Here is a 16,693-nt window from a genome sequence, read left to right on the forward strand (position 1 = left end):
ACAACTAAGCTGATACGAAAGAGGTGTCGTCGTCTTTGGCTACAGTGCCTTCATAGTTTTCGTCAATGAAGCTGCCCTGCCCCATCATAACACCTTGCTTTTCCACATCATTTTTTTGCGTTTCAGTTTCCAGTCCATCGGCATAAACAGCAATATCGAGCTCATGACACAAGGTCACAATGTGCTTTAACATGGCCTGCGCCCTGTTATTGCTGCTCAAACGAGCAATATAATGGTGGTCCAGCTTAAGTATGGTAAACGGAAAGTTATACAAGAACTGAAGCGGCCCGGAGCCACTGCCAAAATTGTCTATAACCAGCTTAAAGCCAAATTCGGAAAGCCGTCTTAAACTGGCCAGTACCCGGCGGCCGTCTCTGACCAGGTCGGTTTCATCAAATTCCAGTGCGATGTTCTCTGGTTTAACACCGCTTTCAGTCACAATATTCACCAGCTCATTCAGGTGACTGGTTTTCAATAAATGCCGCACAGATAAATTCAGGTGCAGCATAGTTTCAGCACTGACACTATTTTCAACAAGCCACTGGCTGGCTGCCCGTAAAGCAAAGCGGTCAAGCTTCACAATAAGGCCAGTGCGCTCGGCCAGAGGTAACAACTCTTCACTTTTAAAGCTGTAGCGCGGGTCTTCCCACACCAATTTAGCTTCTACAGCTTTGACCTCGCCTGTTGTTAAATTCACTATTGGCTGAAAACTGACAGCGAAATCTTTCTCAACTTTCGCATGGCGCAGCGCCGTTTCTTTACGAACACTGTCCACTAAGTTTTCATGCATGCTGTCATCAAATAATACGTAGCGCCCGCGCCCCATACCTTTAGCCTGGTACATGGCGGCATCTGCGTCGCGTAACAGCCGTTCAGCCGAATCGGTCTCTTCCAGACACTCGGCAATACCGATACTGGCGCCGGAGTAATGCTCTTGTCCGTTCAGATGGAAAGGTTCACTCATTTGCTGGATCATGCGCTTGGCAACGTCTTTAGCGTCATCAATACTGGTAATGGTATCCAGCAGAATAACGAATTCATCACCGCCTAAACGCGCCACCATGTCGTTGTCACGTACGCAGTCACCAATACGCTTGCTGACTTCCAGCAAGAACTCATCGCCGGCAGAGTGCCCAAGCGTGTCGTTTATATTTTTAAAGCGGTCCAGGTCAACAAATAGCACCGCAAAATGGTGCTCAGGGTGCCGTCGTTTATGTGCCACGGCCTGCTGCAAACGTTCATTGAACAATATGCGGTTAGGTAAGCCGGTCAGGTTATCGTGGTGCGCTGCGTGGAATAAGCTGGATTCGGTTTTTTTCCGTCGTTCTATTTCGGACACCAGCTCTTCGGTACGCTCCGCCACTTTCTTTTCAAGGAACTGGTTTACTCGCTGAATTTCTTCCGCTGAGCGTTTTCTGTCAATGGCCACGGCAACGTGCTGCGAAACAAAGTTCAGTAGTTCTAAATCATCACTATGGTATAAGAAGTCACCGTCGTAGGTCTGGACCGCAATAACCCCAAACACCTGCCCGTTCATCATTAAGGGGCTACCGAGCCATTGCTTAGCCAGCTTCATACCACCATAGCCCAGCTCTATCTCGTTTTTCTTCAGAAGTTTTTGACGTACAGGGGCGTCGATAAAGGCCGGTTCACGCATTTTAATAACGTATTCGGTTAAACCTTTACCGGCTCGTCGGCGTTCGGCTTTAGCGCCTGTTTCATCCACATGGTAGGGAAAATGTATAAACTTTTTATCGTCTGATAAAAGCGCGACAAAGAAGTTGTCGGCATGAATCAATTTACCGATTTGCCTGTGCAACTGCCGATAAAAGGCGTTCATATCGTCAGAGGTATTGGTCAGCTCGGAAATAGCAAAGAGCACCGAGGTTTGCTGCTCAGCCCTTTCACGAATGGTAATCTCGCTCATTAAGCTTTCATTCGCATGGCGTAGTTCAGCTGTCTGGTGCTCTATTTCGCTTTGCATTAAGTCGCGCTGCTTTAAACGCTCGAGCGCATTCACCACGTGTTGCGATACAAAGGTAAGCAAATCTTCATCTGAGGCGTCATAACGAACGTCAGCGCTGTAGCTCTGCACCACCATAACACCTATGGTCACGTCACCACGTTTTAACGGAACACCTAACCAGTCCTGATGTTCTGCCCCTAAGCCTTCTATTTCGGCGTTATCAATTAAGCGTTGGTACACTTCCGGCGGGCAAAGCAAAGACTGGCCTTTTCGCAAAACATAACCCGTTAAGCCTTTCTTCAATTGCTCTATAGGAATGCGTTCAAATAAGGTGTCCTGATCAATTTCATCGACAAAATAAACAAAATCGACCAGCTCTTCCTGAGGTTCGTAAAGGCAAATATAAAAATTACGGGCGTACATCAGCTCGCCGATAATTTCGTGCAGAGACTGATAAAAGTTGTCCATTTCGCGCGCAGAAGCCGCCAGTTCCGATATTCGGAACAGCGCTTTTTGTACGACTTCAGCAGACCGATACTTTTGGGTCAACCCCTTTAGTCGGGCGATGACTTTGTGCAAGCGTTCATTTTCAGTTTTTATATTCTGAAGCTGTTCCTCGCTATGCGTACGGTCTGTCATTCAGGTTCACCCTTAGACACTGACACTCCTTGCCGAGAAATACATTTTGTTAACACTTGTTGCGTTTAGTAACAGTCGTACAGTATAGACCTGTGTCAAAAAATAGAAAAGATCTGGTTAAAAATTAATTAGCGAAGGAAGTTAAGAGAGCGAATTAACGTCGATTGACACAAAAAAGACCACCGGGTGGTGGCCTTTTGTTACTGAAGATGCAAATAAAACTAAATTTCTTCAGTCATGTAATTTATTGCAGCTTGAATTTCTTCTTCTGAGCAGTCGCTACAGGTTCCTTTAGGCGGCATGGCATTAAAACCTTCAACTGCGTGCTTCAATACCGTTTCCATGCCCTGGTCTAAACGTGGTTGCCAGTCGGCAGCGTTGTTTCTTTTTGGAGCTCCCATAACACCACTGGTATGGCAGGCTGTGCAGTACTTATCATAAACTTGCTGGCCTGAACGCGGTCCACTGCTTTCTTCAGCAGCACTGCTTTCACCAGCCACATAATGTTTTCCCAAAGGCTTAATACGCTCTGCAATCGCTTCACGTGACATATCATCCTGCACTGATGCCGCACTAATACTCAGCGCAAACAGCATTGAAATAGTGCCTAAAACGCTCTTAACGAAAAATGAATTCATAGCTTTCACTGGTTTCTCCTACAAATGGCTGGTGTTCTTGCACGCCCAGTTAGTGGATGCGATTATAACCACAAATGTGCAAAGGATAAACACTTGGCTGAAATTGCTCGCAAAATAGCTTTGCTGGATTTGGATGCGTTCTTTGCTTCGGCTGAAGAATTACGCGATCCAAGCCTGAAAACACGCCCTTTTGCTGTCGGTGGCGGTGGTGAACGAGGGGTCGTTGCAACGGCAAATTATCTGGCTCGTCAGTTTGGCGTTAAAAGCGCGATGCCGGGTAGTCATGCCCGCCGTTTGTGCCCGCAATTAACCTTTATAAGACCCGACGGCAACTACTACCGAGAACTGTCCGACAAAGTGCTGGATATTTTGCGTGAATTAACGCCTCGCATTGAACCTGCTTCTATTGACGAGTTTTATCTGGACTTAACTCATTTGGAAGGCTTTAAAGGCAGCGCAACTTTGGCCATGGACTTTGTTCGAGAACAAATTAAGACGCTGGGGATAACCGGCTCTGCCGGCATTTCAAACCAGAAAATGGTAGCCAAAATTGCCAGCGAAGAGCGCAAACCCGATGGTCAGTTTGTGGTTCGTCCGGCGGAAGTTATGGACTACATTGCGGCATTAAACCTCAAACAAATCCCCGGTGTTGGACCTAAAAGTCAGCAAGTGCTCACTAACTATGGACTCACCACAGGAAAAGACATCCAGAATATAGAGCTGCAGCAATTACAGGCCATTCTTGGTGATAAAGCCGGGTATGTACTATTTGAGCGCTGCCATGGGCGGGATCGCCGCGAAGTTGTTACAGAGCGCATTCGCAAAAGTGTCGGGGTTGAACAAACCCTGGCAACGGATATGCGACTGGAATCGACAGCTCAGGCTTATGTTCAGGACAATTTATTACCGAAACTGCGTCAACGAATGAAAATTACTCACTGGCGCGAGCAGCCCATTCGTAGCCAGACACTAAAGCTGAAATTCTCGGACTTCACACAAACAACGGTCTCACGTAGTGCTCAGTTTATTTCACCCAGCCTGTTTTATCAGTTATTAGATGAAGCCTGGCAGCGTGGAAAAGGGAAAGGGGTAAGGCTGTTGGGGATCAGTGCAACATTGCCTGACCCCAACGAGCAATTACAACTCGAACTCGAGCTGGATTAGTCTTATTTCACTGTAATAGTGATTTTTTCTGAAACCACGGCCGGGTTATGCGGTACGTGGTTCTTATCGCCTAAGATAATTTGTAGCGTATGTTCACCCGGCTCTAAAGTCACGGTAGTTTCCGTCTGGCCACCACCAAAATGAGTCACATCACCGCCCATAGGCTTGTCCATGGCTGGTAGTTCGTCTTTATCAACCAGCAAATGGTGATGTCCGGTATTCTTCACATCGACACCGGCCGGCGCTACGCCCATACCGCTTAAGCCAAACTTCACTTTAAAGGTTTTACCAACCACTTCCCCGTTTTGCGGAGAAATAATATAAGCCTGGGCTTGCTCTGATGATTCTGTACGTTCTACTGCCTGAGCTGTTGTTGCCAGAACAGGTCCACCAAGTAGTGCTATGGCGCCAATCATCCATGCTTTGTTCATAGGTTTGCTCCAATAGTTGATTTCGATCAATTCAGTTTAAACTGTGTTACCAATTGTTCCAAGCGTTCAAATGCCGTATTCAGCTCACGGCAAGCTCGCTTAGTATTATTTAGATTGTCTACGCTCTGATCGTTCATACTGCTTATATCCATAATGTCACGATCGAGCGTTTGGATCACTGAAGTCTGTTGTTCGGTTGCCGACGCCACTGAATGATTCACATCGTCGATGGTAACAATAATGGCGTTAATTTCAGACATGTGCTCAGCAGACTCTTCCGCGCTTAACACACAGGCACTGCTTATTTCCTGACTTTCCTGAATAACCTGAACAACACTGCGTGTTCCGGCTCTGACCCGCTCTATCATTGTCTCAATTTCGCCTGCCGACGACGAAGTCCGCTGAGCCAGGCTACGCACTTCATCCGCAACTACCGCAAAACCACGACCAGCTTCCCCTGCGCGTGCAGCTTCTATAGCCGCATTCAGAGCCAGCAAGTTGGTTTGCTCAGTTATGCCTTTAATAACTTCAATGATCTTGCCAATGTTCTGGGTGTCTTCATCCAGGGTATGAATTGCCTGGCTGGAGGCATCCATACGTTCCGACAAGTGCTGAATTTGCTGGCGGTTATGTTGCAAAGAATCTCTCGCTGATGACGCCTTTTCGGTACCTGAACTTGCCTGTTCAGAGGCTTTTGCAGCATTTTCGGCAATTTCATGAGCACTCGCGCCCAGTTCATTCACCGCGGTCGCAACAGAGCTGGCTTTTCCGGCCTGTTCGCTGCCAATGTCCATTGAATCATCACTTGCTTTAACCATGCTGCGAATGTTGCCTTCCACTTGTTGTGCGGCCGCATTCACTTCCAGCAAGGCTTGCTGGATTTTCTCAATAAACTCGTTCATACGGCGTGAAACAAGGCCAAACTCGTCGTCCGACTCAACCGGCAGCCGCTGCGTTAAATCACCTTCTCCGCGGGCCATATCGGTTACCGCCTCATTTAAGCGACGCAAAGGCTTGAGTAATAAGCGCAGTAACCAGGTCAAAGAAACGACAACCGCGACAATACCGATTACCAGATAGATTACGGCTGTCCAGGCAAAGGATGAAACGTTGCTATACGCCTTCTCACGGTCAATGACGACTCCCAAATACCATTCAACACCCTGAATACCCTGTATTTTATGAAATGACACAAGGCGGTCAGTTCCATCAATGCTGTATTCTGAGAAATCGGAGCTAAAAGCGACAGGCTGCCCAGCGTAGTCATTGACAGACTTCTCAATCCAGTCTTCATCTGGGTGTGCCAGAATATTACGGTCACCACTTACCAGGAAAGCATAACCCAGACCCATAAAATCGATGTCGTTAACAATCTCAGAAATCTCATCCAGCATCATATCGCCACCGGCAACTCCCACCAGCCGGCCATCGCGACGCATGGGTACCACCGCAGTAATGGTCAATTCATTGGTTGTGACATCTATATAAGGCGCGGTATAGGTTGGCTGCCCTTCATCAACCGCCAGCTGGTACCAGGGACGGCTGCGGGCATCGTAATCGTCCGGCAGGTCGATGCTGGGATCATCGAGCAGAAAAGTACCGTCGAGCAAACCGTAATACACATTTTTAAACTTACCAGCGGCTTTGGACTGCTGAACCCGCTCTAAAGCACGGTCTGTGGAATCATCAACACGGTAAGCATCGGCGGTTGCCTGAACAATGCTCATGCGGTCATTAAACCATTGGGAAATATTGTTCGATACTGAGTCAGACAACGCCTGCATTTGATGCTGCAAATTACTGCGGGTTTGGCTCGACATCTGCAAAAAGTTATTCAGCGTGAAGACGCCCAGCACGAGTACCAGTATCAACGACGCAACAATAATGACCTTTTGCGTGAACTTTAATTTCTTCAGCATCTTGAGAGTTTCTCTTGTTATTGTTCTTATAGGCTCATTCGTCTGTCAACAGATTATCCCACTTGAATATCGGTTTCCGGAAAGCGTATATGCCGTTTTCTTGGTGTCGCCAAAAAATAGGCCAACGTTAATGGCCCAACCCGCCCCGCGAACATTAAAAACACCAGAACTAACTGACTTGCCCCGGTCACTTCTGCAGTAATTCCCCGCGATAATCCGACCGTCGCCGAAGCCGACAAAACTTCAAAGGTTATATCTATAAACGGCAGCGGATTCAAAATCATTAGGATAAAGATTCCGAGGAACATTAAAGTAAGGGTAACCAAAGTGACTGCAAGAGCTTTCATAACCAGCTCCTGAGGTACCGTGCGGTTCAACAAAGTGACATACTCTCGACGGCGGAGAAAAGCATAAGTGGCCACCAGTAAGACAATAAAAGTCCCCAACTTGATGCCTCCGGCCGTACTCATTGAACCGCCACCAATTAGCATCAGTAACATAGTATAAACTGCGCTGGCTTCTGTCATAGCTCCGGTATCAACCGTATTAAAACCTGCGGAGCGAGGCGTAGTAGCCTGAAACCATGCAGCCATCGCCTGATCACCAAAGCTTAAATTGGCAAAAGTGGCTGGGTTGTTCATTTCCAGCAGCCAGATAATAGCAACCGACAATACATTAATGATTAATGTCGCCCATAAAATAGCGCGAGTATAAACCGAGAATTTATACCAACGCCGCTTTTCGTATATGTTGGTAATAACCGAAAAGCCCAAGCCACCGATGACAAATAAAATACTGATAATAAGATTAACCGGAATGCTGTCGGCGTAATCCACAATTCCGTTGGGTGACAGAACAAAGCCTGCGCTATTAAACGCTGAAATAGCGTAGAAAACGCTTTCGGCTAACGCATCGACAAAGCCTTTTTCCTGCCACCAGGTTATTGTCAGACCAACCACCGCTATAGCCTCAACAATCAGTGCCAACGATACCACCGCTTTTGCCGTACGCCCAATGCTGGCAAGACTGGTTTGCTGCATAGCCTCTTTTGCCAGTACCTGATGCTGAATCCCGACATGGCCGCCTATCGAAATAGCAGCCAATACCGCAAATGTCATGAAGCCTAACCCGCCCGCCTGAATCAACAGAGCCAAAACGCTCATTCCAAACGGTGTATAAGTAGCCCCCGTATCGACAACGACCAGCCCAGTCACGGTAACGGCAGAGGTCGCCGTAAATAAGCTTTCCAGCCAGGTTATTGGTTGCTCAGTTGAGAAGGGTAACTTTAGTAACAAAGTACCTAATAAAATCAGACAGGCAAAGCCACCGGAAAGAATAACCGGAGGGCTGGCTTTAAAAGCTCTACGCCTTTTACGCCCGGGACGACGATACAACCAGGCTATTGAAGGAGCCCACTGTTTCATGAAGGTTCTTTTAGTTTAGGAGCAACAGATTTTAATGCTTTCAAACTGCCGGCCATCACCAAGGTTTCGTTACCCTCAAGCGTCATTGATAAAGAGGGAGTCACAGTCACCTCATCGCGACGCTTTATTAACAATACATGAAAAAACTCACTGTCGTCCGGCATAATGTCGTCGAGAGTTTTTCCTTTTAAATACTCACCAATACTAATTTCCACACAGAACCAGTTATGACCCAACGACATATACTCGTTCACCATAGGATAATTCAGCGACTGCGCTACCCTTATTCCCATTTCTTCTTCCGGGTGAATAATACGCTTTACACCCAGTTTCGATAAAATTTGATGGTGGGATTTAGAGGTCGCTTTGGCCCAAATTTCTTTCACACCAATAGTTTTAAGGTGTAGAACACACAATAAACTGGCTTGCAGATCTTCCCCAATAGCAACCAGAACTACCTCGCAGTTGGTTAAGTCGAGTTCTTCCAATGCTTTTTCATCAGTCACATCGGCAATGGCAGAATGCGTTAACACATCTGCCATTGCTTCAACGGCTTTTTCGTCTGAATCAACGCCTATGACACGATGTCCGAGATCGAGCAGTTCTTTTGAAGTTCGGGCACCAAAACGCCCCAACCCTATGACACCAAATTCTGCCATGTCAGACTCCTATTGTGCTTTTGCCGGTGCCAGGAACAAGGCGTTCATCAGCAAGGTATTTAAGCCGTCCATATAGGCACGGTACGTGGGTTCCTGAGTAAAGCTGATAATCATGCCTTTACCGCTTGGCTGCCACATTAGCAGTGGCTTATAAGGTAATTGCTGAGCTATATCGTCCCATAAAAAGCCACTGGCTAACAGGCTATCCGCGCCAGCAAACCACGCAATGTTGCGACCGTGATCAATATCAATGGGGGTAAATACGTCATTGCCGTTATAAATACTCACAACCTGCGGTTTAACGCCGGCGCTTAACCAGTGTTTTGTATCCACTTTGGCATTTAATAACGCACCGGGCACCCAGTCGGGGTCAGCGCCGTGCGGTTTTATCTCCGTTAAGAGCTGCTCGCGGCTTTCAATCACTTTACCGTCAACTTTAATTTCTTCGTCAGGCTCAGTAACGCCCTCTTCCGGCACTTTGCGTTCCAGTTGGGTATTAAGCAGACCGGTTTCAACCGCCCAGGCAGAAGCGCTGCCTAAGGTCAGCAACACACCGCCATCCGACACCCACCGTTGAATCTTTTCAACGCTTTTGTCGTTAAATACGCCAGAATAAGCACCTTCCGGTAATATCAGAACATCCAGGCCATCAAGGTCATTTTGCAGTAACTGCATGGTACGGATAGCCGTTACCGGGTACCCCATCTGACGTTCAATCACAAAGCGGGTATGCCCTGCACTGTAAGGGCTAACCGGCTCATCCCAGGCAATAGCAATGTTCGGTGCTTCCAGTTTGCTTACGTTGTGCGAACCAAAATTAGGTCCTTCTGTCATCCAGCTTGTATCAACACCTTCAACGGTTGCGCCTGACGCCTCAGCGAGCTTGTGTAATTTAGTCTGCAAGCCATCGGGGTTGTCAGCGCGGGTTAAAATCAATGAGCCACTGGGGAATTCACCCGCACTTTCGTGGGTGAAGGCTAATTCGCTTTGGCGAACCTCCAGACCTTCGCGCAATGCAGCAGTGAGGAAACGTCCTGCATTCATATCCCCCCAACGAACCAAAAAGGCCACTTTGGCGTCAGGGTTAATCACTTTGCCAGGCTCAATGCGCCCCTCTTCTACAAAGGCTGTGGCGACATCAGGTAAGTCATCACAGGTGTGGCTGTCGACATTGAACATCAACGGCAGTGACCAACCGGTTACGTCGTAAATTTGGTCCGGCAGGTTATTGTTACGGCGCTGCTCCTGCTCTGCCAGGAAGTCACCCGCCATATCCACTTGCTTATCCATTAAGGTGCGTATCATGCGGTGTGCAGGTTGTGCCATATCAATGATATAAGCACCAGCTTCATAATCAGTACCGCACACATCAAACGCCTTTTCCGCCTGCTTCACTTCTGCACCCTGTTCAACCAGTAAAGAAGCCAGTTTACGTGCGGCAGCCGGGTCGTCCTTGGCGGGCAGAATAATAGAACGGACATCACCGTCTTCGCCGGCTTCAACCGCTGACTTGCGGTATTCCCAGAACTTCTGCAATAAGGCTTCGCGACGCTCAGAAACTGTCTGAATCGTCGAGATAGACGCTATAAAATGCTGCTGAACACCGTCGGCGTAGGTCAGTACGTCACCGTCTGTACGGTCAAACAAATGCCCGCGCGCTGAAGCCATCTCGTAGGTCATTGCAACTGAGCCCTGATACAGCGGCCAACTGGCACCGTAGCCCGGGTAAAACGCATCGAAAATTTCGCGGGTAAAATAATCAAAGCCCTTTTCGTCGAACCACTGGCCGTTATTTTTACCAATCCAGTTCAGCGTTTCGCGTTGTGACTCGGTAATCAGTGGATTATAAGGCCGAGCCTCTGGGGTGAAGTAATAAGTGGAATCGCCACCCATCTCATGCAGATCAACAAACACCAGCGGATAGTATTTTAATAAAGCATCTATTTGCCCGCTAATTTCAGGCTGAGTCAGTGCTATCCAGTCGCGGTTCATATCAAACAGGTAGTGGTTCGTGCGTCCGTTAGGCCAGGGTTCGTTGTGCTCCGCACTGCGGCGATCGCCTGAGTGCTCAAGCCCAACACTCATGTAATAACGATCCACAAAGCGGGCACGCCCGTCCGGGTTTTGCAGTGGATCAATGAATACCATGGTGTTATCTAACCAGCGTTGGGTCTGCTCACGCTGGTCATGCAGCAAATGATAGGCGGTTACCATAGCGGCTTCCGGTGACGAAATTTCATTGCCGTGAACGCCATAGGACAGCCAGATACTACCGGGCAATTCGTCAATTAACTGCTCAGCCTTATCGCTGTCGGTTTTGCGCGGGTCGGCTAAGGCCTGCATGCCCTTCATAAAACCGTCAAAGTCAGCCATATTGTCTTCACTGGAAATAACCGCGTAATAAAGCGTACGCCTTTCCCAGCTTTTGCCGTACTCAAGCAATTTTACTTGTTTGGGATAAGCCTGCTGCAGAGCTTCAAAATAACGGCTCATGTCGGCCGGGCTGGTAATTTTAGTGCCAAGCGGATAACCCAGGACCTGCTCAACAGTCACTTCTGAATTACTGTAGTTCGCTTCGGGAAGTAACGAACTCTCGCCCGAGAGTTGTTGTGCTTGAGTCGGCATGACCAACCATGAGGCGGCTATCAGCGCCGCAAATTTGAGACTGCGCATCTTCATTCCTGTTGTTTTATGCACTTTTAAACTGTGCTTGGGGTTTCTTTTTATGTCTCTCTAATGTAAAAGCTTGAACAAGGGAAGTGAAGCTCAATTTAGGCGCTATGAATAAAAAGACTCAATTAACCACTCTGCTGGCGGCTATAGCCACAACGCTAATTTTGGCAGGATGCCAAATAACACCTAATAACGTAAAACGCGTGGTCAATTCCGGCGTGCTTAGCGGTAGCGACCCAAGCGCCGTGGTGGAGTCTATGGCACGTGAACGTTTGCATAGCTACCGCAGCAACCCACAACTGCTTATTAGCGACATTGAGGACTTACGCGAGGCTTTGCGCGACCTGCGTGCCGTTGCTGAAGCCATTTGGGGCGACGAGGAAAACACGGTTCCCAGCTCAAAAAAGTACGTTAAATACAGTGATAACTTTCATGCCAAAGCCGTTGTCGATTTTGAGCAGGGCCTGCTGACCGTTGCGACATTGCATGACAGCAATGATCCAGCCAAAACCCGGGAACAACTCAAAGCCGCTATTGTGCGTACGCTGTTAACGCCAACCGACCTCACTGCCGTTGATATTTTTACCGATAAAGAGCCTGAACGGACAGGAAAACCGTTTTTGCGCGGACAAGTTGTTGACCAGGACAATGTGGTAGTCGAATACGAATGGCGGGCCAATCGCTTTGCCGAGTATTTGGTGAAAAACCAGTTGCGCACCCGGCGCGCCAAAAACAACAAGGTGTATGAGGTTCAAATTGCTTTGGTCGATGAACACCAGGAGCTGCGCAAACACCAGTATGCCGACTACGTGATAGCCGCAGCGCGACGCTATAACCTGGAGCCTGAGCTTATTTATGCCATTATTGAAACCGAAAGCAGTTTTAACCCTTATGCGGTGAGCCACGCTAACGCTTACGGCTTAATGCAGGTAGTGGCATCGACCGCCGGACGTGACGTGTTTGAGCGCGTTCGTAAAATTCCCGGGCAGCCCACGTCTCAACAATTGTTTGACCCGGCTCAGAACATCGATATTGGCAGTGCCTATTTGCACATTTTGAACACCCAGTACTTAAAAGGTGTGCAACATCCGCGCAGTCGCGAATACGCTATTGTTTCAGCATACAATGGTGGCGCCGGTAACGTGCTGAAAACCTTTTCTTCCAACCGCAGCAACGCGGTTCAAATTATAAACCGAAGTCAGCCCGGCATTGTTTACCGGGACTTAACTTCTAAGCATCCGTTGGCGGAGAGCCGTCGGTATTTAGAAAAGGTGATGTACTTTAAGCAGGGTTACTGACACGAACCGCAACAAAAATCTTTACCGTGCTCAGGTGCCGATGCTTTCTTTTCGACAAAAAGCAGATTGTTTTCCAGGTGAATATGCTCGTGCAAATCATCCTGCAGCTCTTTTAAGCCTTTATAAAGAGCTGTCCAGGTACCACAGGCGCCTTCCGGTAGCGTTAAGTTATTGGTCAGTTCGCCAATTCTATTAAGTTCACCTTCATGCTGAACGTGTTCGCTTTCCATTACTGAAATTGGCCCGCCGGGATAAACACCACGAGACAGCAAAGGAAAAAGAATTTGTTCTTCTTTTGTCATGTGGCTTTCCAGCTCCTGCATCAGGTTATCCAGGTGTTCAGTCAGACCAACCGGGGCTTCGGGGTGATCACCATGAACGGCTTCAACGCGCATGGCCAATTGCTTTAACTCAGGAAGCTGTTCGCGATGGCGCTGATGAAAACGCAGATAAATATGCTCTATCAAATGCTTGGGTGAAGCGTCCTGCCATTGTTGCTCGGCAGTCTGTAAACGGTCATCGAAAGTACTCATGGGTCACTCCTGTTTGCTAAATAAAGTTTCTTACTCCGGTCAGGACTGCAACAAACAGGCCAGCTCCTACCCCGTTAGGATTATTGACTCTCCGGGGTGTCACGGTACTATCAACCCAACCAATAAGGGTATTTTTAACCTGGGCAGTCAATTTAACCATGTTGCAAGAAAGTCTATTAGCAGACCTGCTTACCGAGCAGCCTGCAGCGGTTCGTTTACAAAATCTGGTCAACACCTTGCGCAGTCACTTCAACTGCGGCGCAGTGGTTTTATTAAAGCTGGATAATGAAGTGCTGCAACCGGTTGCTATTCAGGGGCTGGTACGCGAAGCCTTGGGTCGTCGGTTTGTTGTAGCACAGCACCCCCGGTTAGCGGCATTGCTGGCATCTCGTAACCCCGTACGTTTTGAGCACGATTCGTCATTACCAGACCCCTACGACGGACTGCTCGCTGAGCAGCCAGGTAATGCGCTGCCCGTTCACGACTGCATGGGTATTAGTTTGTACCTGGAGAATAAGTGTTGGGGTGTACTGACCTTAGACGCACTGCAACCCGGTACATTTACCGACAACTCAATGATTGAACTGCAAAAGTTTAGCTTGTTCGTTGAGACCGCCGTTCGCATTGGCCAGCTGGAGCAAAACGTCAGGGCTCTGCGACAAGGCCAGCAGCGCACCATGCCAAAATCCGGAACCACAGAAAGAAACGAATCGGAAATTATCGGGCACAGCAAAGCCATTGAAAGTGTGCTGAAAGAACTACGAGTGGTTGCCAGTGCCGATTTGCCCGTGTTGCTGCTGGGTGAGACTGGTGTCGGTAAAGAGCTGTTTGCCCGTGAACTGCACATACTTTCACAGCGCAGCGACAAACCCCTTATTTATGTAAATTGCGCGGCTCTGCCCGAATCACTTGCAGAAAGCGAGCTTTTTGGTCATGTAAAAGGGGCGTTTTCCGGCGCAACCAGCGACCGTTCAGGACGCTTTGAAGTCGCTCACGGCGGCACGCTGTTTCTGGATGAAGTTGGCGAGCTGCCACTATCCATACAGGCTAAATTATTGCGAGTACTGCAAAATGGTGAAATTCAGCGTTTGGGCTCTGACAAATACCGAAAAGTAGATGTTCGCCTTATAGCCGCCACTAACCGCAACCTGCGCCAGCAAGTCAGCAATGAAACTTTCCGTGCTGATTTATACCACCGCCTTTCGGTTTATCCTTTGCCCATTCCGCCATTACGTGAGCGCGGTGACGATGTGTCTATTCTGGCCGGGCATTTTCTCGAGCTAAACCGGGCTCGTCTGGGGTTGCGGGCTTTGCGCTTATCGCCGGAGGCTGAGCTTGCCATACAACAGTATCAGTGGCCGGGTAATGTGCGTGAACTGGAACATGTTATAAGCCGAGCGGCTATTAAGCTACTGAGCCATGGTGTGGAAAAAACCGACATTGCCACCATTGAACCCGACATGCTGGATCTGGATGTGCAACTACCTTTGTCAGCCACCACCGACTCTGGAAAAAACTCCGTAGGAGCCAGCTTACCTCCGGCTAACGTGTCGATGAAAGAAGCGGTAAATTATACTCAGCGCAAGATGATAGAGGCAGCTTTAAGCCGTCATAACAACAGCTGGAGTCAGGCCGCTAAAGACCTGCAGCTGGATGCCAGTAACCTGCACAAAATGGCCAGCCGGCTGGGAATGAAGTCGTGACGCGGGAGCTGTTAATTCGATTATTGTGGCGCGCTCTGGCGCTATTTTTTGTATTACTTGGACTTATTGGCATTGCCCTGCCGGTAATGCCCACAGTACCTTTTCTCATTGCGGCATTGTGGGCTGCTAGTAAAGGCTGGCCACGTCTTGAAGCCTGGTTGCTTAACCACCCCAAATACGGCCCGGACATAAAAGCCTGGCGCGACCACCGGGTCATTAAACGCCGTTCTAAGCTAATAGCCTTAGTTATGATGGCAACCGGGTACCTGGTGCTATGGTTATTTGTTCCGCAAGTGCCTGTTTGGCTAAAAGCAATTGTCGGCGTTGTGCTGGTTGTGGTCGGGTGCTGGCTGGCTACCCGCCCCGACCACTCTCCGGAAGAAACTTAACCCGGGTTACCGTCGGCGCGGGGTGTTGTCAGCACCTTAAAATAAACCACAACATAAATGCCATAAGCCAGAGTCCAGGCTAAAGCACTACACATTAACCAGTGGCTGGCTAAATCGGGAGCCAGCCAGATTAAGAAGACCCGGGTTAAAGCGGCTATTAACACCAGTAAAAATGCGCCGGTCATTATCAGTTTTGGTTGCAACGGGCGCCCACTATGACCCAACGAAACGCGCGCTATCATACTTAGGATCATATTTCCCATAGCTCCTGCGGTTAAGGCGTGCAGCGCCAGACTCTGCGTCAGGTCGAAACCCGCATAACGCAATGCAAATAACGCCAGACCAACGGGAATAAACCAATAAGCTAAATGCAGTGACCAAAGCAGCGGTACTCTCCAGGTTATCCAGATTTTCCAGCGCGCAACTCTTATCCCGGTTGCCACCGCTGAAACACCAAATAAAACGACCATTATCTGGTTAGGCAACAGCGTGTGCAGATTCAGAAAGTGCACAGCGAAGATAAGCCACAAGCTGCCTAAAGCTATGCGATCAAGCCAGACTATTGGCGTTACTTTAGGTGTTTGAGTCCCGTTGGCAGTAAACATTGGCAACACTCGTCCGCCAATAATGGCCATTAACAAAGTCACCAGAAATACTGCGTTGTAAGCGCCAAGCACCTGAATATGATAGTGACCAAAGTGTAAGCCGTAATGCATAAGCAAGTTGCACACCGTCAGCAACAGCAAAATGGGCACAAAGAATAAATTCCGGGTCTGATTGACTTTTAACACCATACGCCCGAACAGCAACGCCGCGACAGGTAACAGACTGACATCCACGCCTGCAACCAACCACCACGGCAGTTCACCGCCCAACAGCAACATTAACCTGGCGGCTGCCCATAAAACGGTCAGAATAAGCAGAGTCTTGCCATGTGGTGCCCTAAGTCCGGTCCAGTTCTGCACCGCAGTTAATAAAAAACCCAGGACTATGGCAATAACGAAGCCAAATATCATTTCATGGCTGTGCCAGAACATAATGTTGCCGTATACAGGCAAACTGAGCTTTCCACCAAGTGCTAACCCCCACAGCAGCATCGCTATGGCGCTAAACCCTGCACCCAAAAGGAACAGAGGCCGAAATGCCTGCCGCAAAATAGGAGTTAACTGCTCTTCTTTTTGTCTGTCTGTGATTTGCATCACTGTCACCGCTTATTAATAAAAGATACATTTTTAATATACCTTTTATTTTGACTAA

13 protein-coding genes are annotated in these 16,693 nt (G+C 48.5%); 4 read left to right on the forward strand and 9 right to left on the reverse strand.

Annotated elements, in window-relative coordinates; all coding sequences use genetic code 11:
- Positions 1 to 4: 4 nt before the first annotated feature.
- On the reverse strand, positions 5 to 2,605 hold the full coding sequence (locus RJ32_RS03125) for a diguanylate cyclase domain-containing protein (protein ID WP_034818980.1): 2,601 nt from the start codon (positions 2,603 to 2,605) through the stop codon (positions 5 to 7).
- A gap of 221 nt (positions 2,606 to 2,826) precedes the next feature.
- A complete protein-coding gene (locus RJ32_RS03130; RefSeq protein ID WP_011233468.1) occupies positions 2,827 to 3,252 on the reverse strand; it encodes a cytochrome c5 family protein in 426 nt (141 codons plus the stop codon).
- Positions 3,253 to 3,336: 84 nt separating this feature from the next.
- Between RJ32_RS03130 and dinB the strand changes: the two genes are divergently transcribed.
- Entirely contained in the window at positions 3,337 to 4,407 is a 1,071-nt protein-coding gene (gene dinB / locus RJ32_RS03135) for a DNA polymerase IV (protein WP_011233467.1), read from the forward strand.
- A gap of 2 nt (positions 4,408 to 4,409) precedes the next feature.
- Here the strand turns inward: dinB and RJ32_RS03140 are convergent, their stop codons facing one another.
- The 5 genes from RJ32_RS03140 to RJ32_RS03160 are packed head-to-tail and all read right to left on the reverse strand — an operon-like array spanning position 4,410 to position 11,513.
- Positions 4,410 to 4,838, reverse strand: a complete 429-nt coding sequence (locus tag RJ32_RS03140) for a DUF4399 domain-containing protein (protein ID WP_011233466.1) — start codon at positions 4,836 to 4,838, stop codon at positions 4,410 to 4,412.
- Positions 4,839 to 4,864: 26 nt separating this feature from the next.
- On the reverse strand, positions 4,865 to 6,757 hold the full coding sequence (locus RJ32_RS03145; protein WP_034818982.1) for a methyl-accepting chemotaxis protein: 1,893 nt from the start codon (positions 6,755 to 6,757) through the stop codon (positions 4,865 to 4,867).
- Between the two features lie 53 nt (positions 6,758 to 6,810).
- A complete protein-coding gene (locus tag RJ32_RS03150) occupies positions 6,811 to 8,181 on the reverse strand; it encodes a TrkH family potassium uptake protein (RefSeq protein ID WP_034818984.1) in 1,371 nt (456 codons plus the stop codon).
- Positions 8,178 to 8,840, reverse strand: coding sequence for a TrkA family potassium uptake protein (locus RJ32_RS03155; protein WP_011233463.1), 663 nt, complete (start codon positions 8,838 to 8,840; stop codon positions 8,178 to 8,180). The genes RJ32_RS03150 and RJ32_RS03155 overlap by 4 nt, the downstream gene beginning before the upstream one ends.
- Positions 8,841 to 8,849: 9 nt before the next feature.
- A complete protein-coding gene (locus RJ32_RS03160) occupies positions 8,850 to 11,513 on the reverse strand; it encodes a M14 family zinc carboxypeptidase (protein WP_034818986.1) in 2,664 nt (887 codons plus the stop codon).
- Positions 11,514 to 11,620: 107 nt separating this feature from the next.
- On the opposite strand from RJ32_RS03160, the gene RJ32_RS03165 reads away from it, so the two are divergent.
- The gene (locus RJ32_RS03165) at positions 11,621 to 12,811 is read left to right on the forward strand and encodes a murein transglycosylase domain-containing protein (protein WP_011233461.1); all 1,191 of its coding nucleotides are present in this window, start codon (positions 11,621 to 11,623) and stop codon (positions 12,809 to 12,811) included.
- On the opposite strand, the gene RJ32_RS03170 is transcribed toward RJ32_RS03165, so the two are convergent.
- On the reverse strand, positions 12,805 to 13,344 hold the full coding sequence (locus tag RJ32_RS03170; protein ID WP_011233460.1) for a hemerythrin domain-containing protein: 540 nt from the start codon (positions 13,342 to 13,344) through the stop codon (positions 12,805 to 12,807). The genes RJ32_RS03165 and RJ32_RS03170 overlap by 7 nt on opposite strands.
- A gap of 158 nt (positions 13,345 to 13,502) precedes the next feature.
- On the opposite strand from RJ32_RS03170, the gene norR reads away from it, so the two are divergent.
- Positions 13,503 to 15,047: a nitric oxide reductase transcriptional regulator NorR gene (norR, locus tag RJ32_RS03175; protein ID WP_034818989.1), complete on the forward strand. Its 1,545-nt coding sequence runs from the start codon at positions 13,503 to 13,505 to the stop codon at positions 15,045 to 15,047.
- Positions 15,044 to 15,436, forward strand: coding sequence for a YbaN family protein (locus RJ32_RS03180; RefSeq protein WP_034818992.1), 393 nt, complete (start codon positions 15,044 to 15,046; stop codon positions 15,434 to 15,436). The genes norR and RJ32_RS03180 overlap by 4 nt, the downstream gene beginning before the upstream one ends.
- Here RJ32_RS03180 and RJ32_RS03185 read toward each other — a convergent pair.
- The gene (locus RJ32_RS03185; RefSeq protein ID WP_034818995.1) at positions 15,433 to 16,635 is read right to left on the reverse strand and encodes an NnrS family protein; all 1,203 of its coding nucleotides are present in this window, start codon (positions 16,633 to 16,635) and stop codon (positions 15,433 to 15,435) included. The two genes, RJ32_RS03180 and RJ32_RS03185, sit on opposite strands and share 4 nt — an antisense overlap.
- Between the last annotated feature and the right edge of the window lie 58 nt (positions 16,636 to 16,693).

This window comes from Idiomarina sp. 28-8 (assembly GCF_000320945.2).
Lineage (GTDB): Bacteria > Pseudomonadota > Gammaproteobacteria > Enterobacterales > Alteromonadaceae > Idiomarina > Idiomarina loihiensis.